The sequence below is a fragment of the Marinobacter pelagius genome, assembly GCF_900114925.1.
Lineage (GTDB): Bacteria > Pseudomonadota > Gammaproteobacteria > Pseudomonadales > Oleiphilaceae > Marinobacter > Marinobacter pelagius.
Window position 1 is genome coordinate 485,673 of record NZ_FOUR01000002.1, and the last position, 21,878, is coordinate 507,550.

The 21,878-nt window shown below is 58.3% G+C and carries 19 protein-coding genes; 11 read left to right on the forward strand and 8 right to left on the reverse strand.

Translation table 11 applies throughout. From position 1 onward, the window contains the following. Positions 1-5: 5 nt before the first annotated feature. Together BM254_RS06450 and BM254_RS06455 are read right to left on the reverse strand one after the other, a co-directional pair. On the reverse strand, positions 6-3,755 hold the full coding sequence (locus BM254_RS06450; RefSeq protein WP_245777381.1) for a translocation/assembly module TamB domain-containing protein: 3,750 nt from the start codon (positions 3,753-3,755) through the stop codon (positions 6-8). Next, positions 3,752-5,479 (reverse strand): autotransporter assembly complex protein TamA, encoded by a 1,728-nt coding sequence (locus tag BM254_RS06455; RefSeq protein ID WP_245777382.1) that lies wholly within the window; start codon positions 5,477-5,479, stop codon positions 3,752-3,754. The genes BM254_RS06450 and BM254_RS06455 overlap by 4 nt, the downstream gene beginning before the upstream one ends. Positions 5,480-5,667: 188 nt before the next feature. On the opposite strand from BM254_RS06455, the gene BM254_RS06460 reads away from it, so the two are divergent. Both BM254_RS06460 and BM254_RS06465 read left to right on the forward strand, forming a co-directional pair. Continuing rightward, positions 5,668-6,675 carry a hypothetical protein gene (locus BM254_RS06460; protein WP_092000420.1) on the forward strand — a complete coding sequence of 336 codons (1,008 nt, stop codon included), beginning with the start codon at positions 5,668-5,670 and terminating at the stop codon, positions 6,673-6,675. 38 nt (positions 6,676-6,713) lie between these two features. Next, positions 6,714-8,189: an amidase gene (locus BM254_RS06465; protein ID WP_092000423.1), complete on the forward strand. Its 1,476-nt coding sequence runs from the start codon at positions 6,714-6,716 to the stop codon at positions 8,187-8,189. Positions 8,190-8,203: 14 nt separating this feature from the next. On the opposite strand, the gene BM254_RS06470 is transcribed toward BM254_RS06465, so the two are convergent. Further along, a complete protein-coding gene (locus BM254_RS06470; protein WP_092000426.1) occupies positions 8,204-9,388 on the reverse strand; it encodes a TsoY family (seleno)protein in 1,185 nt (394 codons plus the stop codon). Between the two features lie 55 nt (positions 9,389-9,443). On the opposite strand from BM254_RS06470, the gene BM254_RS06475 reads away from it, so the two are divergent. Beyond that, positions 9,444-9,779, forward strand: coding sequence for a rhodanese-like domain-containing protein (locus tag BM254_RS06475; protein WP_092000429.1), 336 nt, complete (start codon positions 9,444-9,446; stop codon positions 9,777-9,779). A gap of 64 nt (positions 9,780-9,843) precedes the next feature. Here BM254_RS06475 and BM254_RS06480 read toward each other — a convergent pair whose 3' ends face one another. The 5 genes from BM254_RS06480 to BM254_RS06500 form a co-directional block, all read right to left on the reverse strand. Continuing rightward, a complete protein-coding gene (locus BM254_RS06480) occupies positions 9,844-10,338 on the reverse strand; it encodes a universal stress protein (RefSeq protein ID WP_092000431.1) in 495 nt (164 codons plus the stop codon). Between the two features lie 44 nt (positions 10,339-10,382). Then, positions 10,383-11,711, reverse strand: coding sequence for a TRAP transporter large permease (locus tag BM254_RS06485; protein WP_092000434.1), 1,329 nt, complete (start codon positions 11,709-11,711; stop codon positions 10,383-10,385). Positions 11,712-11,737: 26 nt separating this feature from the next. Further along, the gene (locus BM254_RS06490; RefSeq protein ID WP_092000439.1) at positions 11,738-12,253 is read right to left on the reverse strand and encodes a TRAP transporter small permease; all 516 of its coding nucleotides are present in this window, start codon (positions 12,251-12,253) and stop codon (positions 11,738-11,740) included. A gap of 4 nt (positions 12,254-12,257) precedes the next feature. Then, positions 12,258-13,295, reverse strand: a complete 1,038-nt coding sequence (locus tag BM254_RS06495; RefSeq protein WP_092000442.1) for a TRAP transporter substrate-binding protein — start codon at positions 13,293-13,295, stop codon at positions 12,258-12,260. Positions 13,296-13,412: 117 nt separating this feature from the next. Further along, positions 13,413-13,799 carry a 5-carboxymethyl-2-hydroxymuconate Delta-isomerase gene (locus tag BM254_RS06500; RefSeq protein ID WP_092000445.1) on the reverse strand — a complete coding sequence of 129 codons (387 nt, stop codon included), beginning with the start codon at positions 13,797-13,799 and terminating at the stop codon, positions 13,413-13,415. A gap of 311 nt (positions 13,800-14,110) precedes the next feature. Between BM254_RS06500 and hpaH the strand changes: the two genes are divergently transcribed. The 8 genes from hpaH to BM254_RS06540 all read left to right on the forward strand — a co-directional run bounded on the left by hpaH (position 14,111) and on the right by BM254_RS06540 (position 21,870). Continuing rightward, on the forward strand, positions 14,111-14,914 hold the full coding sequence (gene hpaH / locus BM254_RS06505) for a 2-oxo-hept-4-ene-1,7-dioate hydratase (protein ID WP_092000448.1): 804 nt from the start codon (positions 14,111-14,113) through the stop codon (positions 14,912-14,914). 24 nt (positions 14,915-14,938) lie between these two features. Further along, positions 14,939-15,745: a 4-hydroxy-2-oxoheptanedioate aldolase gene (hpaI, locus tag BM254_RS06510; RefSeq protein ID WP_092000452.1), complete on the forward strand. Its 807-nt coding sequence runs from the start codon at positions 14,939-14,941 to the stop codon at positions 15,743-15,745. A gap of 32 nt (positions 15,746-15,777) precedes the next feature. Continuing rightward, positions 15,778-16,446: a fumarylacetoacetate hydrolase family protein gene (locus tag BM254_RS06515; RefSeq protein ID WP_092000455.1), complete on the forward strand. Its 669-nt coding sequence runs from the start codon at positions 15,778-15,780 to the stop codon at positions 16,444-16,446. A gap of 3 nt (positions 16,447-16,449) precedes the next feature. Next, positions 16,450-17,232 (forward strand): fumarylacetoacetate hydrolase family protein, encoded by a 783-nt coding sequence (locus BM254_RS06520; protein WP_092000458.1) that lies wholly within the window; start codon positions 16,450-16,452, stop codon positions 17,230-17,232. 18 nt (positions 17,233-17,250) lie between these two features. Continuing rightward, on the forward strand, positions 17,251-18,786 hold the full coding sequence (gene hpaE / locus BM254_RS06525) for a 5-carboxymethyl-2-hydroxymuconate semialdehyde dehydrogenase (RefSeq protein ID WP_092000460.1): 1,536 nt from the start codon (positions 17,251-17,253) through the stop codon (positions 18,784-18,786). 82 nt (positions 18,787-18,868) lie between these two features. Further along, positions 18,869-19,789: a 4-hydroxyphenylacetate catabolism regulatory protein HpaA gene (gene hpaA, locus BM254_RS06530; RefSeq protein WP_092000463.1), complete on the forward strand. Its 921-nt coding sequence runs from the start codon at positions 18,869-18,871 to the stop codon at positions 19,787-19,789. A gap of 94 nt (positions 19,790-19,883) precedes the next feature. Beyond that, positions 19,884-20,306, forward strand: coding sequence for a homoprotocatechuate degradation operon regulator HpaR (hpaR, locus tag BM254_RS06535; protein WP_092000466.1), 423 nt, complete (start codon positions 19,884-19,886; stop codon positions 20,304-20,306). 133 nt (positions 20,307-20,439) lie between these two features. After that, positions 20,440-21,870 carry an aldehyde dehydrogenase family protein gene (locus BM254_RS06540; RefSeq protein WP_092000469.1) on the forward strand — a complete coding sequence of 477 codons (1,431 nt, stop codon included), beginning with the start codon at positions 20,440-20,442 and terminating at the stop codon, positions 21,868-21,870. Positions 21,871-21,878: the final 8 nt, after the last annotated feature.

The following is a 21,878-nucleotide window of genomic DNA, read 5'->3' on the forward strand; positions in this document are numbered from 1 at the left end:
CGGACTCAGAAATCCCGGGTGTAGAAGATGTCCAGGGAGGCCGCCAGGCCACTGGCCGCCTCCAGGTAAAAGTATTTGCCAAGGTCGTAGCGCAACGCCACGGTGGTGATGGGCTCGAAGATCCCCACCCCGTAACGGACGCTGAGGTCGTCTGTCAGATAACCACTGGCCACCACCGACGTCTGCTCGCCCGCGCCCTCAGCTTCCAGGGTCAGCTGCCGGATACCCAGCTCCTCCCCGATTTCTCCGGTGACCTTGCTGGCCTGGGTCAGACCCAGTGACAGGGCGGCCCGGCTCATCTGGCCTTCGTCGCCCTGGCTCTGGGGCGCCCGGCCAAGAATCAGGTAGGACAACGCGTCGGATTGCGGCATGTCCGGATTCGAGAAGACTTCGGTCGATGGCGACTGGACCGGGCCACTGAGCCTCAGCCCGGCCACCACGGTACCCACCTCACGTATCGCCTCGATCTCGAGGTAAGGCTCGGTAATATTGCCCACGAACAGCAACCGGGCCGTGCGCAGTTCCAGCTCCTGGCCGTAGGCTTCGTAGTGGCCCTCCACCAGCTGCAAGGTGCCCCGGGTGTCCATATCGTTGCCGATGCGCAGAGTTCCCTCGAGATTACCGGTGACCCCAAAGGCATCGAAAGTGACCTCGTCCTCCCCGACCCGGACGGTGACATCCATGTTCATCGAACGGATGGCGGGTTCTTCCTGTTCCACGCCCACGATGACCTCGTCCTCGGACACCTGGACCGCCTGGGCTGGCAGGGACTTGATTTCAATACTGCCCCGGGGCACCGCCACCTCGCCGGTTACCGCCAGATCGCCCTCACTGAAGGTCACCTCCAGATCCGGCGCAATTTCCAGCCGGGCGTAGGGCTCGATGTTAAAGGGAATCCGGCTGCCGACAATCGCCAGGCTGCCCCGGGGCGCTCCGGACCAGTCCAGGGCGCCATCCAGTGTTGTCTCACTGCGTTCGTTACTGCGAATCCGGCCGCTCAGGTCAGCGGAATAACCGTTCAGATTCACTTGCAGCAGGATATCCTCAAGAGGCACGGGCAAGGTCGGGTCCATGATCCGCCCGTCCACCAGTGCCAGCTCGCCCGTCACCTCAGGCTTCATCAATGGGCCGGACAACCGCCCCTGGCCACTGATTTCACCAGCCACTTCCTGCATCCCGGTAAAGACCCCGGCCAGGGCCAGGTCCAGACCCTGCAGGCTGAAGTTCCCGTCCACCCTGCGCTCAGGACTGTCGGGGTCGACGGACAGATCCAGACGGAAACTGCCAAGCGAATCGCCATCCAGCCGGATATCGACATTCGCGACCTCGGGCTGCAGGGCCAGTTCCGCGGTCAGGGATGAGTAACCCAACGCCTCCCAATCGCCATCAACCAGGACATCGAATTCGCCACTGCCGGCATCAACAAACACCCGGCCGGTGGGACCCGCATCGTTCTGGGTAAAGGACACCTCGGCGTTCAGCTCCGACTGCCACCGGAGCGTTTCCGGCAACAGTGGCGCCAATGCCTCAGTGGGGAAGCGGCTGATGCGGTAGGCAATCTCAGGGCGCGGGTACAGCAACTGGTCCTCCGCGCACACCGAGCTCCGCTGCCAGGTCCAGCAATGGGCACCGAACCGTACCTGGCCATCCGGCTGCCAGGCCAGTTCCGCCGGCGCCTGCAGCCGCCATCGTTGATCCTGTTCCGGAATCGCGATGTCACCCCCGGCAAGGCGTCCCAGCCAGCTTTGCCACCCCTCGCCAAAGCCGCCGGCAAACGCCAGTGAGACCTGTGCCTCCGAGTGCCGGGCATCAACGGTAAGCGTGTGATCCTGCTGACTGCCGGCGGCTTTCAGTTGAAGTGATTCCAGTTCCTGCCCGGCCGCCTCAATGGCCTCCGCATCGACCTCGGCCTCGAGTATCTGGCCTTCCGACAAAGCGGCCGCCAAAGTGACATTCCCGATGGTCAGCTGGTCCTGCCAGGCCAGGGCCTGGCCACTGGCTGCAAGTTCTGCAACCGGGTCCTCCGGGCTGCCGGAAAGATTCAGCGTCGCCTCGAGTTCACCGCCCAGACCAGCAAGCAGTTGATCCGGCTCTGGTAGAGACAGGGCCAGCTCTGCGGACAGTTCAGGCCCCCAGGTACCCGCTCCGGAAACCCGGTTATCCCCGACCATCAGCTCCAGACCGGATACCACCCAGCTGCCGGTTGCGGTATCGAGAGCGCCGGTCGCCAGGGTGTCGTGGGATCGCCAGCTCCCGGTGAGGTCCCAGCTCGCGGTCATGCGCGGCACCGGAGTTTCCTCAAGGGAGCCCTCGCTTTTGACCTCGCCATCAAGCGACGCTTCCAGCGCGGGCACCCAGAATCCCGGATTGAAGTCACTGAGTTCCAGGGCAGCCTGCCAGGTCACCGGTCCGTCAAAGCCGACCCGACCACTGCCGGTGGCCGATCCGGCGCCGGTTTGCAGGGCAAGCTCCGAGAGGTTGACCCCCTTGAGATCCCCGTCCAGGGACGCTGCAACGGTGGCCTCGCCCATCGGGCCTCGGGTCTCCGCCTTAAGGGACCCCTGGTATTGATTCTCCGCCCAGCGGAAGCTGCCGGTCAGGCTATTGAGTTCAACCGGCGGCTCGGAAAGATCCGGCACCAGCGAGTACCAGGGCAATCGATCCAGTGCCAGGTCAGCATCGGCGGAAAAGCCGTCGGCCCAGCTCAGGTTACCCCGGACACTGGCTTCGCCAGCCTGTTCCCCTTCCGTGGCCAGCACCAGCTCAAGGTTGTCAGCACCGACGGTAGTGACCAGACCGGACAATCTTAATGCCACCGGTCCGACGGTACCCGGCAGCGTGGCCTTACCATTGGCGCGGAAACCCTGCTCCAGCGATCCGTCAGCCTCCACCACAAGATCCTGGAAGGTGAGTGTTTCAGGCAAGCCATCCAGGGCCGTGAACTGCTCAGAGACAACCCGCAGTTGTGCCGGCAGCGACGTGTCCAGAGGCGCCACCTGACCGGAAAGTGCAGCATCAAGATAGCCACGGCTGCTGCCCTCCAGGCGCAGATCTTCGACGCTGCCGGCCAGGTTCACTGCTATCTCCCACTGATCCCCACGGGGTGGCGGCAAGGTGGCGGTGACCTCAAGATCGACCGGCCAGTCTCCCCGGGTTTCCACCCGCCCCCGGGCAGTGACGGCATAATCCGCAAGCTGGTAGTGAACCCGCTCCAGCTGCCAGCTGGCACCTGACCCGCCAGCATCCAGTTCAAACCGGTCCCAGACCGGGGATCCGTTGACCGTGAATGATCCGATACGTACGTCCGATATTTCCAGGGACAGCGGGATGTCGACCACCGGCAGGGCGAAGTCCGAAGCGGGCTCCGTGCCGTCGGACGACGGGGCTGTTTCAAGATCCATGGACTGTGCGTGCAACGTGTCGACGCACAAACGCTTGTGGAACAGACAGGAGGGCGACCAGTCCAGCAACGGCTGCTGCAAATCCAGATTGATGCCGTAGCCCTGCCATTGCAGCCGGCTCGCCTGCCAGCGACCCAGCAGGGTGCCCTGCCCTTCGTCCACCGTCAGCCCCGGTACCTGTTCGATAATCCAGGCCGTCCCGGTTTCCGAACGAACCATTAGCAGGGCCGCACCGATCAGCAGCACCGGTACCAGGATGATCGCCGCCAGGATCACTCCCAGCCAGCGCAACGGGTGCCACTTGCGGCGGCGCTTCTTGCCAACCGTTTCCGTTGCCTGCTTCTCGTCCGTCACAGCTCAGGCCCCATCGAAAAGTGAATTCGCCAGCCTCCGCCGAACTCCGGGTCCAGGCCCTTGGCGATATCCAGGCGCAGCGGCCCCACCGGGCTGACCCAGCGCAGGCCGATACCGGCACCGGTGGCCAGCGGATCAAACAGGTCATTGACCGCATTGCCATGATCTACAAACACCGCCGCCCGCCAGCGCTCGGCAAATTCGTACTGATACTCGCCACTGCCCGCCATCAGGTACCGCCCGCCCACCGGCACGCCATTGTCGTTTTCCGGAGACAGGGTTTCATAGCCGTAGCCCCGAACGCTCTGGTCACCACCGGCGAAGAAACGCAGCGAAGGCGGCACATCCTCAAACCGGTTGGTGCCCACCGCGCCGATCTGGAATCGCGCCAGGAACCGGTGATTGTCAAACAGGGTATAGAGCCCCTTGGCCTGGGCGTATACGTGCAGGATGTCTACCTTGGATAACACCGCGCGGTGGGCGCCGGTCACATCCAGTTGCAACCGATAGCCCCGTGAAGGATCCAGGGGAGAATCCTGGTGGAGCTTGGAATAACCCACACCTGGCAGCAGCAGGCTACTGGTGCCTTTTTCATCATCACCGATATTGAAGCGCTCGCCCTCCCAGCGGATCGACAGCACCTGCAACCAGCCGCTGTCCAGCTGATGCTGCCATTGCTGACCCAGGGTCAGCAGTTCGGATTCCACGTTCTCGATATCCTCCCGCTGGTAACCGGCGGTCAGGCGGATGAGGTCCGTCATCGGCGGGTCCAGGGGCAGCTCGTACCAGGTGCTGAGGTTCTGCCGTGGCTGGGATATTTCGGTCTCGGCACCGCGCTTGTGACCCATCGGATTGATCCAGTGCTCGCGCCAGGTACCCCGGAAACGGGGACCGACGTCGGTGGAGAAGCCGACACCCGCCGCCACTGAACGCCGATCACGCCGGGTGACGGCGATACTCACCGGAATCACTCCGTCAACCGCATTGCCTGGAACGGCATCTATATCGACGCCGGAAAAGTAACCACTGCTGGAGAGATCCCGGTTCAACTGGGCGATGATATCGGTGTGGTAAGGGGTGCCCGGCTCGAAGGTGACAAAATCCTCCAGCAGGGAGATTTCAAACCAGTGCCCCTCCTCGAACGTGACCTCCCCCAGGCGGTAGCGCTCTCCGGACTCGAAGACCAGTACAATTTCAGCCGTGTTTTCCTCGGGATTGACGCGTAACGTCCGGGTCACAAACTGGCCGCCAAAATAGCCCCGTTGGCGGGCCCGGGTCTGGATGGCACTGCGCAGGCTGGAATATTCGCCGTGATCCAGAACATCTCCCACCGCCGGCGTTTCCGGCAGCCCGCTCATGAACTCCGGATCTTCCCCGGCGGGGCCACGGATATCCACCTCCCGCGAGGTCACCTTTACCGGTTCGCCCGGTTCAATCTCCAGAATGAGCCGAGCCAGGTCTTCATCGTCTCCCGCTTCCACACGCCAATCGATTTGCGGGTTGTAATAGCCCAATGCCCGTAGCGCCTCACCGGCCTGGCGAACCGCCGTTGCGGCATACCGGCGCAGATTGGCCTCGCTGCGGCCTTCTACCTCACCGATAAAGGCCTCCGCGTTGGCTTCCAGTTCCGGATAGTCGCCGTTGACCCGAACCTCCACCTGCCGGGCAAATCCCGCAGCCGGCCACATCAACGCCAGCGCCAACAGCAGGCAGAACGGGTACATTCTCGGGATCGGGTTAATAGACAGACTCCGGCTTCTGATGTTCTTTCCGTAGGGGTGGTATACGTATCATTAAAGATTGGAAGTTTAACGTCAGGCGGTCAAGTTGAGGAGCCTGTCGTGCTTGGGGTACAAATACGCTAACCTGTCAGGGACTTACACAGCCTCCAGATTGGATCAATGGCCACCGCATGTTGCATATAAACCGGGAAAACCTGAAGTCCAGCCACCAGCTTGTCTGGTTTATCATCGATTTCCTGATGCTCGGCCTGCTCATCCTGAACCTGGCATTCATTATCTGGGACTCCATCTACAATTTTGTCGCCATCCAGAACCTGCTGAAAGAGCATGCCCCGGCGCTGCAGTCTGCCTACCACCCCATTCACGAGCGGTTCATTTTCTACGACATGATTTTCGTGACCATCTTCCTCACGGAATTCTTTGTGCGTTGGGGCTATGCCATCAAGGCCAGTGTCTATGACCGGTGGTATTTCTACCCGTTCATTCACTGGTACGACCTGGTGGGCTGTATCCCGGTGGGCAGCTTGCGTTTCCTCCGGATCCTGCGGGTGATCTCCATCATCTACCGGCTGCATCAGTACCGGATCATCGACATCACCAGCACCAAGATCTACCGGTTCGTGAACTTCTACTACGAAGCGTTCATGGAAGAATTATCGGACCGGATCGTGCTCAAGGTACTCAGCGGCGTCCAGGACGAGGTCCGCCGGGGCTCCCCTCTGTTTGACCGGATCCAGAAAGACATTCTCTATCCGCGGCGGGACATGCTCTCGGACTGGATTTCCCAGCGCGTTGCAGAAGCCGCCCAGGAAGGCTATGTGCCCAATCGGGGCGCCCTGCGCAACTACCTCGAGGGCCGGGTGGACCAGGCCCTGAAGCAGAACCTGGAGCTATCGCGGCTGAAATACCTGCCGGTGGTCGGCCCCACGATCCAGGAAACCCTGGAGGACGCCGTCGGCGACATCGTCGCCAACGTGATTCACCAGATTCTGGAAGACCTGGCCTCCAGCTCCAACCACGCGTTCATCGAGGACATCGTGAACGTTTTCCTGCCCACACCTGACCAGGTGGCCGCCGATGAAACCCAGAACCAGGCACTAATCGACCTGATCATCGAGATCCTGGATGCCATAAAAGGCCAGGTTAAGGTCAAGCACTGGCGTGCCCAGCTGCCGTAACGTATAAGAAAGACGCCCAAAACAACAAGAGATTGCCCATGGACGCCCTGCATTACCAACCGGCCCACGAACTCCTGCGCCAGCTTGAGAAAGGAACACTGACCAGCGAACAACTCACCCAGGCCCTGCTGGCCCGCATCCGGGAACAGAACCCCGCCATCAATGCGGTGGTCACGCTGGATGAGAATCGTGTACTGGAGCAAGCCCGGGAGGCGGACCGGCAGCGCGCGAACAACCAGGAGCTGGGCCCCCTGCATGGCCTGCCGCTCACCCTCAAGGACACTTGGGAAGTGGCCGGCATGACCTGCACCGCGGGCGCCCCTGCCCTGCGGAACCACCGACCGGAACGCCATGCGGATGTAGTCCGCCGCCTGGAAGAGGCTGGCGCCATCATCCTCGGCAAAACCAACATTCCGCTCTACGCCACGGATCTTCAGAGCTACAACAAGCTGTTCGGCGTCACCAACAACCCCTATGACCCGAGCCGCACGCCCGGCGGCTCCTCCGGTGGTGCAGCGGCCGCCCTGGCGGCGGGATTCACACCCCTGGAAGTGGGTAGTGACCTGGCCGGCTCTATCCGCATACCCGCCCATTTCTGCGGGGTGTTCGGCCACAAACCCAGCCGTTCTCTGGTCTCCTTCCGGGGCCACATACCCGGCCCGCCCGGCACCGAATCGCAACCGGACCTGGCCGAAGGCGGCCCCATGGCCCGTAATGCGCGGGACCTGGCACTGCTTCTGAAACTCATCGCCGGCCCACGCCCGCCCGAAAGCCGCAGCTGGGCCCTGGCCATGGAACCCGCGCGCTTCGAGAAACTGGATCAGGCCCGGGTAGCGCTCTGGCTGGACGACCCTTTGTGTCCGGTCGAGGACGAACTGGTCGACGGTTATCGGAACCTGGGTAAAAGCCTGGAAGACAAGGGAGCGCTGGTGGCAGAGGCAGATAATCCCTTGCTCAGCCTGGAGCACATCCTGCCCGTTTACTTCAACCTGCTGGGCAGCCTGATCGGCACCTCCCTCAAACCGGCCCAACGCCGCCAGATGAAGTGGATCGCACTTCTCGAACGCTGGCTACACCTGCTCGGCCCCACGACACCCTACATCGGCGAATACGCCCGGGGCGTGAACCAGCGGATCTACGAGTGGATGCAGTGGAGCGAAGTCCGGGAAAAGATGCGGGCAGAAATCGAAACCCTGTTCAGGGACTTTGATGTACTGCTCACGCCCATCACTCCCACGGCCGCCATCCATCATGACCACAGCCAGCCGGTGTTCAAGCGGCGCATCACTGTGGCCGGCAAACCGAGGGCCTACATGGACCAGTTTTGCTGGATTGCCCTGGCCACACTGCTGGGGCTGCCGGCCACTTCGGTGCCGATCGGGCGGACGAAAGAAGGCCTGCCCTATAACGTGCAGGTGATCGGGGCGCCCGGGACGGATCTCACCACGATCCGGTTCGGGGAGTTGTTGGAGGAGAGCGGACTTGCGGGGTTTCAGCCCCCGTCGGCGGACTGAACCCCCTCTCCGGATCAAGCACCAAAGTGCAAACGATTCAGCCGGTACACAAGCCAGATGGTCAGGAACTGGAGGATAAGAGCGATACCCGTCAGGCACCAATAAGCCACACTGAAACGCTCCAGCACACCGAATCCCACAAGGCCCGCGTTGGTAAAGAAATGGATCATGACCGCCAGCCCGACTCCGGGGCAGACCAGGGCATAGGCGCCGGCGGATTTTTCGTTACCGGTCACGAATCTCGCAAAATAGCCGTACCGGGCCAACACAACCCAGCCAAGGAGACCGAACACCAGCTGGGCGCAAAGGAAATAGGTCAGCATGGCGAGGACATCCACCCCGCCTGCTCCTGATTCGAAATGGACGTGGAAACCATGGGTCTGGCGCAGAAGCGTAATGGTCAACGTTGTCAGAATGGGCAACACGATCCAAAGGGTTGGTGCCGTGGAGGGATCGGAGCCCTGCTCAAGCATGGCTCGGAAGCCGAGAACCACCTGAATTGCCCCGATCAGAAACGCCGTTACCATGAAAAAGCTGGAAAGCACCAGGCTGAACGCCACGGTTACCGTGCTCTGGCTCATGGCGGCCGGCGCGGCCAGGCCAACGGCAATCATTGCCGAAGCAAAGGCTGGCAGCAGCTGGCCCAGATTGTTGTTCTTCACACAATCAAAACCACCTCCAACCAGGACCCTGCCCCAGAAATCCCGAAGCAGAGCCAGGGCCCAGGCACCAACCAGCACGAAAGCCAGAAGCGCCAGGGGAAACAGCCACTCAACCACCGACCACAACGCCGGCACGAACGTCAGGCCGAGAATGAAGCCCACATTGATGGACATGGCTACCGTCAGCGGCCCGGCCAGCAACTGGGTCTCGGAATTGCTGTCGCGCAGCTGCTGATAGGCCTGTGTTTTGCGGAAACGCCCGTACTGCCTGAGATTCCAGACAAGCAGATAGATGTGAAGCGCCGAAAAGAACGCAATGCCCACCCAGGCGCCGATTACCGCAACCTTGGGCATCAGACTGCCTCCGCCAAGAGCAGCAACCGCATCCTCAAACAGCGGTACCGGAGCATCCGGGTGCGGCAGCCAGAACATCAGCCACATGAAAAAGGTCACTGCTAATCCCCCGGCACCGAGGGCGGCAAGAAAATACGTAGGGGCCCATTCAGGGCTGGTATCCTTGGGCATGCGGTAAAACATGAATCACTCCTGTAGATTCAGAGGGTGCAATCAGGCATTGATTAAGGCACACATTATGAGTTTTCTACGTTGGCTTCCGTTTGGCAAGGTTCCTGAGTTGACTGCCGAACGCCTTGATACGCAAAAGTCGTCCATACAGATTGTGGACGTTCGCACGGCAAAGGAGTTCGAGGCCGATCATATCGCAGGCGCGGTAAATCTGCCGATCACCCACTTTTCGCGGCATGCCGTGGCAGAGCTGGAACTGGATCGCGACAAACCGGTCGTGGCGATCTGCCTCTCCGCCCATCGGAGTATCCCTGCTGTAAGGCAGTTGCGGGGAATGGGGTTTGAGGCGTATCAGTTGGCAGGGGGGATGAAGGCCTGGTGGAAGTATAGCGGGGGCAACTAAAGGCCCCGACAGAACCTTACCCTGAGAGCGGGATATCAGCTACTTGGGAGTAACAGGGCCAAGTTCAGCCAACGCCCAGTGGCACGACAAGCACTGGACGCTTGGAGTGCGTCAGCGCCTTGGTCGCTGTAGAGCCCATCAGTGCCTGTCCTAACGCGTTGTGTTTGCGGGTTCCCATAACGATCACGTCAGCATTAATTTCATCGCCGACTTCAAGGATTTTACGCCAGGGCGTACCTTCCTCGATGCGCGCCTCAATGTTCTTCAGGCTTAATACTTCGTGTTCTTCGAGCTCTTGCTCGCAGAACCGCTCTATCCGTTCGCGAATCTTCACGCTTAGTGCCTCAACACCTTTTTGCAGCAGATTGTCGAGTTCTTCTTTCTCCATCATGTTACTCAAGACACTGCGAGTGGTACCCGACAAGGACTCAATCACGTGCATATAAGTTATCTGAGCCTCAGAGTAATGCCCACATAAGCTGATCGCTGCGCGGAACGCTGGCCGCGAACCCGGCTCAAGATCGGAGACATATAAGATCTTCTTGATATCATAAAACATGGTTCTTCTCCTCTATTGCCCCGGGACAGGCATGGCAGCTTCGCTTAGTGGTACAGCAGGTCCGGCAAAAACAGTGAAATCTGAGCAACAAAAACAATCAGCGCCAAACGTACAATATCGGCACACCAGAACGGGGTAACGCCCTTGAAGATAGTACCTGTTTTCACATCTCTTAATACCGCACTGAGCACAAAGACATTCATACCCACCGGTGGTGTGATCAGACTGATTTCGGTAACCACTACGACGACAATCCCAAACCAAACAAGATCGAAGCCGAGGCTTTCCACCAACGGGTAGAACACCGGAACCGTCAATAGCATCATGGAAAGGCTCTCAAACACCATGCCAAGCACGATATAAATGCCAAGGATTGCCAATATCACCATGATAGGTGACACATCCAGCGAGCTAATGAAACTCAGTAGCATGTCCGGCAACCCGGCCCGGTTAATAAAGTCCGAGAAAATCAGCGCCCCAATCACCACCGCAAACAACATCGCAGAAGTACGAGCTGTATCCGCCAGTGTTTCGAAAAGTGTCGAGAGGGTGAGCCGGCGACGGGCCAGGGCAATGACAAATGCTCCGCCAGCCCCGATACCCGCTGCTTCGGTCGGTGTGAAAACACCCAGGTAGATACCTCCCATCACGACAGTGAAAAGTGCAAGCACACCCCACACATTCCTTAAAGCCTTCAGGCGTTCCGGCCAGGACGTCTTTTCTCCGGCAGGCCCCGCGTCAGGATTCCGCTTGACGACGTACCACACGGCCGCCAGATACAGCAGGACACCCAGCAGACCAGGGATAAAACCGGCAGCAAACAGCTCGCGGATACTCGATTCAGTCAGCAAGCCATAGATCACCAGGATAACGCTCGGCGGAATCAGAATGCCCAGGGTACCACCAGCAGCAATGGAAGCCGTTGCCAGAGCATCTGAATAGCCATAACTGCGCATAGGTGGCATGGCCACCTTGGCCATCGTTGCGGAAGTCGCCAAACTGGAACCACAGATCGCCGAAAACCCTCCACAAGCCACTACCGTTGCCATGGACAATCCACCCTTGCGATGGCCGAGAAACGCGTTGGAGACGTGATAGAGCTCCTGGGCCAGGCCCGAACGGGTCACGAGATTACCCATCAGCACGAACAATGGAATTATCGACAGACTGTAATTTTGAACGGTATCGATCACCCGGTTCGACGCCATCGAAAGGGCGCCCCGCCAGCGGAAATCCATGAAGTTGGTCAGATCCAGTCCCATCAAAAAGGCAAAACCAAAGAAACCGACCAGCCCCATGGCAAAGGCAATTGGCACCCTCAGAACCACAATTATGAATAGGAGAACGGCAAAGCCGGTCAGCACGACGGTCATAAAATTTTCCGTAACTGATTATTCGTTTATTTGGTAGGAGAAGAGAGGATGCGATAAACGCCGAGCGTTATCATGCCCGCGGCAGTCAGCCAGCTCATGATTGCGATGTATTGGACGATATAGCCACTGGGCAGGCCGAGGAACTCCGTCTCGACACCGCGCCGGATCGACCTCTCGCCTAGCTCAAAGATCCGTACGGCAAGAAAGTACATCGAAGAAGACATAATCAGGGCCGAAACCAGCCCGAGAGCCTTCAATAACTTTTGCCCCAAAACATGGTCAAGCAGATCCACGACGATATGCCCTCCCCGATAAGTGATAACGGGCATCGCCGCGAATACCATCAGAGCAAGACCAAGTCGGGTGAGCTCAGTTGCGCCAGGAACGGGGCTGTTGAAGATATAGCGCCCGGCCACATCCAGGCAGGTAATCAACATCAGAAGAAAGAGGACTGAACCTGCTACAAGCTCCAGAAGGAAGGCCAGCCACTTGGCTGGCCCCTTCTCGCTATAATGACTGTTAACCCATGTAGCGAGAGACATACGCTTACTCCTGATGCTCTCGCTCATATTCTCGGGCTACGGTCCGCAGCTCTTCCAGCGCCTGTCGGGCATTCGGGGCACGATCAGACACCTTCTCGATCCATTTTTCGTCCATTCCCTGAATCAGTCTCTGGAAATCCTGCGCCATCTGGTCTTCTTCCCCAACGCGGATTATGTTGACGCCGGCTTCCTCCGCAGCCTTCAGGCCCTCATCGTCAATGGCGTCCCAGGCGCGCCCCGCCAGGGCGGAGAGTTTTTCGCCCGACACGCTCATAATGGCCTCACGATCCCTGGGTTCGAGCTGCTCCAGGAAGTAAGGGCTGATGAACATGGAGAAGCTGCCGAGGTACATGCCCCCGGGAAGCATGGTGACGTTGGGAGCCACTTCATTGAGGCGCAGGGTTTTCTGCTCACCCATGGGCAGGAAGGCACCATCAATCACACCCTGCTGCATCATTTCGTAGACCTTCGGGGCCGGCGCTGAAACCGGTGTTACATCCATTCGCTCGCCAAGCTCGGACTGGACGCCACCACCGATACGAATCTTTTTGCCCTTTATCTGATCGAAGGAGGTGATTGGCTCAATGGAATGGATATAGCCCGGACCATGGGTAAACATGCCAATGGGGGTCAGGCCTTCAAACTCGCCGGAATCCATGAAGTACTTGTCATACACTCGCCAGAGTGCCACAGAAGCCGCCTCGGCTCCCACGCCCAGACCCGGCTGCTCCACAATCTGGGGCAACTGGAATCGACCGGGAACATAGCCGTGGTAGCTGAAACCAGCGTCAACAACACCATCTTCAACCAGCTGAAACATGGTTTTCGGATGGCCCAGATCGTGTTCGATTTCAACCTTGACTCGTCCCTCTGTCGCTTCCTCGACCCATTTAGCCCACGTCGGCCAGACCTCGGCGTTCTGTGGATTGGTCGGCGGCAGCCAGGTCCCTACATGCAATGTCGTCGCAGATAGAGCGCTACCGGACATCGCCAGCCCCAATGAAAGGATGGCGGCTTTGCTGAAGAGTTTTGTTTTTGTCATAACGGCCTGTCTCCTGATCGTTTTGTAGTTATCACTTGCGTTGCTGCGGCCCGGGAAAGCCAGCGAAGCTTCCTGACGCTACAGAATCCTGCAGCGGCTACCCGTTTCAAGCTCCCGTCAGTTACTCGAGAACAGAGGATGAATGTTGTTCTTGTTGAATTTCAGAACCGGGTCCAGCTCGGTCATCTCAAATGAAATCTGGCAATAGCTGGAATCAGTAACCGGTTTCATCCAATCGCAGAGGATGTCGAACACCCGCTTCGCGACCTCCTTTTTCAGCGCCATATCCCGACCATGGCCGATCTTTAGAGTCAGGTTGAGGAATGAAAAGTCTTCCCTGCCATCCGCGACCCGGAAATCGTCACAACGAATAGCCCGACTACGAACGCCACCAATGGGGAAAGCCCCGGTTGAGACAATGTATTCGTGTAGACGTGAGAACAGCGACTGGAATTCCAGACGATCGTGGAGGTTACCTGAATACTCGACGATGAAATGAGGCATAGGATGAGTCCCGGATAGTAGGTTCATCGTTGTTATTGGGCACCCCCGGCAACATTTGTGACCCGGGGACAACTCAGAATCTAATTAACATATTAAGTTTTGTCAACTCGGTCCCGGAAATGAAATTTGTCCGGTGAGTGAGCGTTCAGCAGCCCCAAATCGGAGGGTTGACTTAGTTAATATGTTAACTAAAATACCAAAAGAATCGGCTGGGCCAGGTCCTCGCCCCGGTCTCCGGACCTGGGCCACTGCAGCCCGCGACAGACCACCACCGGTCATCCACCCGACAACAAAAAAGGTGCATAGCAAGCATGTTGACGAAAGATCAGATCGAAACGGCTGCCGACCGCCTCTACCAGGCAGAGACCGCCCGCAAACAGATTCCGGCCCTGACCCTCGACTATCCGGATATGACCATGGATGATGCCTATGCCATCCAGAAGGCCTGGGTGGATCGCAAGGTGGCCGAGGGCCGTGAGGTGATCGGCTACAAGATTGGCCTGACTTCCCGTGCCATGCAGATGTCGTCGAATATCGATGAACCCGACTATGGCGTGCTGCTTGATGACATGCTGCTCGAAGATGGCGCCACCATCAAAGCATCGGACTTTCTGGATCCGCGCATAGAGGTCGAACTGGCCTTTGTGCTGAAGAAGCCGCTGTTCGGAGACAACGTCACCATTTTCGATGTTATCAACGCAACCGACTACATCATCCCGTCACTCGAACTGATCGCAGCCCGCTGCCTGCGCACCGATCCTGAAACCGGCTACACACGCAAAGTCTACGACACTATCTCCGACAACGCCGCTAACGCCGGCATCGTCCTGGGAGGGCGCCCCATCAAACCGATGGACATCGACCTCCGCTGGGCCGGTTGCATGCTTTACCTGAACGGCCAGATTGAAGAAACCGGGCTCGCTGGCGGCGTTCTGGGCAATCCGCTCAAGGGAATCACATGGGTTTGCAGGCGCTTTGCGCCGCACGGCGTTGGCCTCGAACCGGGTCAGGTTATTCTGTCCGGCTCCTTTACCCGGCCGGTCCCGGTCAAGGCCGGCGATACCGTACATGCCGATTTCGGTTCTCTGGGTGGCGTGGCCCTGAACTTCGAATAAACAGACCCTACCGAGGACACGAGCATGGAACTGCCAAAGAACCGTTTCAAGCAGGGGCTGGCCACCGGTGAAACCCAATATGGGCTCTGGCTGGGCCTGCCGGATAACAGTGCAGCCGAAATTGCCGCCGGAGCTGGCTTTGATTGGCTACTCATCGATGGCGAACATGCCCCGTTCGACCTGCGCACGATCCTGTCTCACCTGCAGGCGATGGCGCCTTATGATGTTGCTCCGATCGTGCGCTGTGTCGAGGGCAACACCGCACTGATCAAACAGCTGCTGGATATTGGTGTACAAACCCTGCTGGTGCCGATGGTCGAGGATGCGGAACAGGCGAAACAGCTGGTGCGGGCGGTTCGCTATCCACCGGACGGCATTCGCGGTCTCGGCACATCGCTCGCTCGGGCGGCCCGCTGGAATCAGGTACCGGGCTACGTGAAGAAAGCCAATGATGAGATCTGCCTGATCGTCCAGGTGGAAACCGCGAGTGCCTTGGACAACCTCGATGAGATCCTCGCGGTTGACGGTGTGGACGGGGTTTTCATCGGCCCGTCCGATCTTTCCGCATCCATGGGCTATGTCGGCGATGCCGGCAACCCGGTGGTTGTTGACACCATCAACAAGGGCCTCAACACGATACGTGCGGCCGGCAAATATGCCGGCCTGCTCTGTCTCGACCCATCCCTGGCGGAAAGCTATGTTCGGCAAGGTGCCGATTTCGTTGGCGTTGGTGTCGATACCATGATTCTGGCGACCGAAACCCGCAAGTTGGCGCAACGTTTCAAACAGGGCGCGCCAGTTAAAGACGACAAACCTCAGGCCGGCTATTGATCAAGGACGGCCGAAACAGGAAAAGGTTACTCATGACAGCAAACACCCTGGTCAACAGCAAGCTGGTCTGCGTCGCACTGAATGACAAGTCGCAGCTGGCCGCTCTGGAGAGCACATTTAACCAAGATCCCTATAAAAAACCGCCGACCCAGCCGGTGCTGTATTACAAGCCGCGCAATACCTGGAGTGTTGATGGCGCCGAGGTGGAATGGGCGAAAGATTTCGATGGCAACAATGTGCCAGCCATGGTCGTTGGTGCCAGCCTGGGCGTGGTCATTGGCCGGGAAACCTGCCGCGTCGGCCAGGACGAAGCACTGGATTATGTGGGTGGCTACACCATCGTCGCCGACTTTTCCCTGCCGGAGGAAAGCTACTTCCGCCCCGACATCAAAGGCAAATGCCTGGATACTTCCGCGCCGGTCGGCCCGGAGATCGTCCCGGCCGACACCATCGACAATCCGGATGCCCTCACAGTCACCGTTTACGTCAACGGCGAACAGAAAAACGAATTCCCGTTGAGGAACATGCAACGCAGCGTTGCCGAGCTGATCAGCAAGATTTCCTGGATTATGACCCTGCAACCGGGCGAGATCATCGCTGTCGGCTTTGCAGGTGACCGTGTTCCGGTCGCCCAGGGAGACAGGGTAGAAGCAACTATCGAGGGTGTCGGCACCCTGACCAACACACTGGGAGGTGCCTGATCCATGAGACATGCACGCATTATTTTTGATGGCCGCGAGCTCGATATCGACATTGACGCCAACGATCGCATCACGACTAGCGACGGCCAGAGGCTGGGCGTGGACCTGGACTCCGAGGAAATCACCTGGCTGCCGCCGGTAAAGGAGCCCGGCACCATCTTCGCGCTGGGCCTGAACTATGCCGATCACGCCACCGAGCTGGCGTTCGAGCCGCCCAAGGAACCGCTGGTATTCATCAAGCACGCCAATACCCTGACCGGGCACAAGCAGGTCAGCTACCGGCCCGACAACATTGACTTCCAGCATTACGAATGCGAGCTGGTGGCGGTGATCGGCAAAGCGGGAAAGAACATCAAGCGTGAAGATGCGATGGACTACGTTGCTGGCTATACCGTCTGCAACGACTTCGCAATCCGCGACTATCTGGAGAATTACTATCGCCCGAATCTTCGGGTAAAGAGCCGGGATTCCCTGTTGCCGATGGGACCGTGGATTGTCGATCGCGAGGACGTGGCAGACGTCAACAACCTGCGTCTGACTACCGAGGTCAACGGCAAGATCACACAGGACGGCTCAACGAAGGATATGATCTTCGACATACCCTTCCTGGTGGAATACCTGAGCAAGATCATGACCCTGAACCCGGGTGACATGATTGCCACCGGAACCCCTCACGGCGTGGTTGACATGCAGCCGGGTGACACCGTGGTCTGCACCATCGAAAACATCTGCTCGCTCGAGACACGTATCGTCTCCGAGCAAGAGTACTACGGCGACAAATACTGAGCCTTCGGGAGAACCATCATGAGCGATACATTAGCGACCAACCTGGAACGTGCCCAGCGCTACCTGGAGCGCTTCAGGAACAACACCACCGGCCACTATATCAACGGTGAGTTCACCCTGGGTAACGGTGGCAACGAGTACGATAACATCACGCCAACCGACAACACCCCCATCGGCAAGATCATGGCCGGCTCAACCGACGACATGGATGCCGCTTGCAAGGCAGCCGAGGATGCGTTTGAAGCCTGGGCGGCGACACCGGGCGCCGAGCGCAAACGGCTGCTGAACAAATTTGCCGACCGACTGGTCGAGCGTGCCGACGAGATCGCCCTGGTCGAGTCCATGGACTGCGGTCAGGCGATTCGTTTCATGAAAAAAGCGGCCGAGCGAGGCGCCGCCAACTTCCGCTTCTTCGCTGACAAGGCGCCGGAAGCCCAGGACGGCCTCGCCCTTCAGCAGCAGGAACACACCAATTTTACCGTGCGTAATGCGATTGGTCCGGTGGGCATCATCACGCCCTGGAACACACCGTTCATGCTATCTACCTGGAAGATCGCTCCGGCCCTGGCGGCGGGCTGTACCGTTGTCCACAAGCCGGCCGAGTTAACTCCCCTGAGTGCCTATATCCTGGCAGAGATCGCCGATGAAGTTCTTCCCAAGGGCGTCTGGAACATGGTCAACGGCTTCGGCGAGAGCGTTGGCAAGCGAATGACCGAACACCCTGCCATCAAGGCCGTGGCTCTGGTAGGAGAATCCGCCACTGGCTCCCACGTCATGCGTCAGGGTGCCGACACTCTCAAACGCATGCACTTCGAACTGGGCGGCAAGAACCCGGTCATCGTATTCGACGACGCCGATTTCGAGCGGGCGCTGGATGCCGTCGTCTTCATGATCTACAGCCTCAACGGCCAGCGCTGCACCTCCTCCAGCCGTCTACTGATCCAGAGTGGTATTCGTGACAGGTTCATGGCCGCACTGGAGCAGCGAGTCCGCAACCTGAAAGTCGGTCATCCGCTGGACCCGAATACCGAAGTCGGCCCGCTGGTGCACACGGAGCACTATGACAAGGTTCTGAGCTACTTCGACATTGCCCGAGAAGACGGCGCCAACATCGCCGTGGGTGGCAAGCGCATCACCGAGGCGCGCGGCGATCTGGACCCGGCCGGCAACTATCTGGAGCCGACCCTGTTCACCGAAGCCAACAACAAGATGCGCATCGCACAGGAAGAGATCTTTGGCCCGGTACTAACCGCTATCACCTTCGATACCGAAGAGGAAGCCATTGCGATCGCCAATGATACGGAATACGGCCTGTCCGGCTATATCTGGACAGAAAACACTGGCCGCGCCATGCGCATGGCCAAGCACGTCGAAGCCGGCATGCTGTGGGTGAACTCCGAAAACAACCGTAACCTGCCGTCTCCGTTCGGGGGCATCAAGATGTCCGGTATCGGTCGCGACGGCGGCGACTGGAGCTTCGACTTCTACATGGAAACCAAGAACGTCTGTATTGCGCACGGCACCCACCGGGTACCTCAGCTTGGCAAGGGCTGATTACACGTCAAAGGCCAAAGCAACAGGACCCCGTGTCGCTGCACGGGGTCCTGCCCTTTTCGACTTTTGATATATTCGCGCTATGAGCGAAGCCAATCACACCGAATGGATTCCCAACATCATAATTGGGCAGGATTACGACCGACGCTATCTCGATGCGCCCATACATTATGATGTCCTGGAAAACCTGGCTGATTTCTATGGCCGGGAAATGCCGGTGCACCGGCATGCCCAGTATGTCCAGATCCACTATATCGATCGGGGCACCATCGATTTCCACATCGACGACAAGGTCTACCATGTACAGGGGCCCGGTTGTTTCTTTACGCCGGCGTCCATTCCCCATTCTTTCCGCACAGATCCCAACGCCCGGGGACATGTACTGACGATTCACCAGTCCCTTGTGTGGCAACTAATGCAAGACAATGTCGGGACCGACATTGGTACCAGCCTTATTGAAGGTATCTGCCTGGAGCGGGACCAGCTATCCAGAGCACAAAAAACCCAGTGGACACTACTCGCTGGCGTCCTTGAGGATATTCATCTGGAATGGTCCACCAGTCAGATGGGAAAGGAACTGGCACTCAAGAGCCTCGTCCGGCTGTTACTGATCCGCCTGGCAAGACTCTCTTTCAAACGTTCCGACAGCAGAACTGTCAACAGCGAGGACTTGCGACTATTCCGCTTTTTTACCGATATGATCGAGAAACACTTTCGGGAACAGTGGCATCTGCCTAGGTACAGCGCGGAAATGGCCATTTCGGAAAGCCGATTGAACCAGACCTGTCAGCGCATTGCCAACAGATCCCCGAAAAAGCTGATTCACGACCGGGTAATTCAGGAAAGCAAACGCCTGCTTATATTCAGCAACCTTTCCAGCAACGAGATTTGCTACCAACTTGGTTTTTCCGATCCGGCCTACTTCTCGCGCTTCTTCAAAAAACATACAGGGATGACCACCCAGCAGTTCCGTAAGCACACAGCGGTTCGCGGAACACAGTAGACATTCGTTAATACATTAATAAAATGACTCACTTCGCCTTTTCGCAACTTTCAAGCGAATTCTCAGAGACCGGACGACCAAGGTAATCCAATTCATGCGCAAGTTTAATGACTCGCTCCCCCTCCGGCTGCTCAAGGCTCGCGAGGCTGCCATGGCCTTTTTCCGCCCCCTCCTTCAGGAAATCCCCCTTACCGAACAGCAATGGCGTGTTATTCGGGCGCTCAATGAATTCGAGGAACTGGAATCAAAACAACTGGCCGAATTGTGCTGCATACTCAGCCCGAGTCTCACAGGAATCATCAACCGGCTGGAACAACAGGGTTACATTAAACGTCGCAAGTCCCCAGAAGATCAGCGCCGAATCCTGATCAGCCTGACAGATAAGGCCAAGACTATGTTCGCCCAAATGAGCCCCCGCCTTGAGGCTCGCTATCAGGAGATGACCGACCGTTTCTCCCACGAAGACATGAAAACGCTGGAAGAGTTGCTGAACAAACTCTGTAATGTGAAACCCTGAGAATCCGGTATGAATAACTGATCTCCCCCGCTCGGGCACGTTGACATTAGATAACATATTAACTAAATTATTATTTAATATATTAACTAAAAGTCCCGCGTCCGCCCTTCTTTGAGTTGGAGATTCGCTCGTAATGCTGCAAGCAAGTTACCCGTACTTCCTCGCCAATACCCCAGTCTCGCCAAACCAGTCTCTGCCGGTTTACGACAAGTATTCCGGTGAAATCGCGACCCGGGTGGCATTGGCCGATGCCGAAGCCATTGACCAGGCGATCGCCGCCGCCTCTGCGGCCGCCGAGCCAATGCGCAAGTTGCCGGCCCATAAACGCCAGAGCATTCTCTACCATTGCGTTCAGCGTTTCGAGGAACGCTTCGAGGAACTGGCCGAAGCACTGTGCATAGAAGCGGGCAAACCGATCAAAGATGCCCGAGGAGAGGTCACCCGTCTGATCGATACTTTCCGCATTGCTGCAGAGGAATCCGTGCGCATTGGTGGTGAAGTGGTACCGATGGACATCAGTCCACGTGCCGAAGGATACACCGGCATGTGGAAGCGCGTACCCATCGGGCCCTGTTCTTTCATCTCACCGTTCAACTTCCCACTCAACCTGGCAGCGCACAAGGTGGCTCCCGCGCTGGCAGCAGGCTGCCCTTTCATCTTGAAACCCGCCAGCCTGACTCCGGTTGGCGCATTGATCATCGGTGAAATCCTGGCCGAAACCGACTTGCCCGTGGGGGCGTTTTCCATCCTTCCCTGCCGCCGGGATGCTGCCGACCTGTTCACCACAGATGACCGGCTTAAGCTACTCAGCTTCACCGGTTCGCCTGAAGTAGGCTGGGACCTCAAGGCCCGTGCCGGCAAGAAGCCTGTCGTACTGGAGCTCGGCGGCAATGCCGCCTGTATCGTCGATGAAGGGAGCGACGTCGACGACGCGGTCACCCGGATCGTTTTTGGCGCCTATTACCAGTCCGGCCAAAGCTGCATCAGCGTGCAGCGGATCATGGTGCATGAGAGACACTACGAAGAAATGCGCGAAAAACTGACCGCAGCCGTGAAAGCTTTGAAGAGTGGTGATCCCAAGGATGAAACCACCTTTATCGGCCCCATGATCTCAGAAAAGGAAGCCGCTCGCCTTCACAGCTGGGTGCAGGAGGCGAAAGAAGCCGGCGCCCGGGTTCTTGCCGGCGGTGAACGTGACGGCGCAATGCTACAGGCCACCCTGCTAGAAAATGTGCCGGCTAACACCGATATAAACTGTCAGGAGGCATTTGGTCCAGTAGCCATATTGTCCAGTTTCAGCGATTTCAATGCGGCCCTGGACGAGGTCAACAATTCCGATTTTGGTCTGCAGGCCGGTATTTTCACCCGGGATATCTACAAGATTCAGAAAGCCTGGGACGAGCTTGATGTGGGTGGCGTCATTATCGGCGATGTGCCGTCCTGGCGAGTGGACCATATGCCCTACGGGGGCGTGAAGGACAGTGGTCTTGGTCGTGAGGGTGTACGCTACGCTATCGAGGACATGACCGAATTGCGCCTGCTGGTCGTCCGAAATCCATACTGAGACAACGT

Coding starts and splice junctions, on each gene's coding strand:
- BM254_RS06455 (WP_245777382.1), bottom strand. CDS start 5,479: ATGTACCCGTTCTGCCTGCTGTTGGCGCTGGCGTTGATGTGGCCGGCT.
- BM254_RS06460 (WP_092000420.1), top strand. CDS start 5,668: ATGTTGCATATAAACCGGGAAAACCTGAAGTCCAGCCACCAGCTTGTC.
- BM254_RS06465 (WP_092000423.1), top strand. CDS start 6,714: ATGGACGCCCTGCATTACCAACCGGCCCACGAACTCCTGCGCCAGCTT.
- BM254_RS06470 (WP_092000426.1), bottom strand. CDS start 9,388: ATGTTTTACCGCATGCCCAAGGATACCAGCCCTGAATGGGCCCCTACG.
- BM254_RS06475 (WP_092000429.1), top strand. CDS start 9,444: ATGAGTTTTCTACGTTGGCTTCCGTTTGGCAAGGTTCCTGAGTTGACT.
- BM254_RS06480 (WP_092000431.1), bottom strand. CDS start 10,338: ATGTTTTATGATATCAAGAAGATCTTATATGTCTCCGATCTTGAGCCG.
- BM254_RS06485 (WP_092000434.1), bottom strand. CDS start 11,711: ATGACCGTCGTGCTGACCGGCTTTGCCGTTCTCCTATTCATAATTGTG.
- BM254_RS06490 (WP_092000439.1), bottom strand. CDS start 12,253: ATGTCTCTCGCTACATGGGTTAACAGTCATTATAGCGAGAAGGGGCCA.
- BM254_RS06495 (WP_092000442.1), bottom strand. CDS start 13,295: ATGACAAAAACAAAACTCTTCAGCAAAGCCGCCATCCTTTCATTGGGG.
- BM254_RS06500 (WP_092000445.1), bottom strand. CDS start 13,799: ATGCCTCATTTCATCGTCGAGTATTCAGGTAACCTCCACGATCGTCTG.
- hpaH (WP_092000448.1), top strand. CDS start 14,111: ATGTTGACGAAAGATCAGATCGAAACGGCTGCCGACCGCCTCTACCAG.
- hpaI (WP_092000452.1), top strand. CDS start 14,939: ATGGAACTGCCAAAGAACCGTTTCAAGCAGGGGCTGGCCACCGGTGAA.
- BM254_RS06515 (WP_092000455.1), top strand. CDS start 15,778: ATGACAGCAAACACCCTGGTCAACAGCAAGCTGGTCTGCGTCGCACTG.
- BM254_RS06520 (WP_092000458.1), top strand. CDS start 16,450: ATGAGACATGCACGCATTATTTTTGATGGCCGCGAGCTCGATATCGAC.
- hpaE (WP_092000460.1), top strand. CDS start 17,251: ATGAGCGATACATTAGCGACCAACCTGGAACGTGCCCAGCGCTACCTG.
- hpaA (WP_092000463.1), top strand. CDS start 18,869: ATGAGCGAAGCCAATCACACCGAATGGATTCCCAACATCATAATTGGG.
- hpaR (WP_092000466.1), top strand. CDS start 19,884: ATGCGCAAGTTTAATGACTCGCTCCCCCTCCGGCTGCTCAAGGCTCGC.
- BM254_RS06540 (WP_092000469.1), top strand. CDS start 20,440: ATGCTGCAAGCAAGTTACCCGTACTTCCTCGCCAATACCCCAGTCTCG.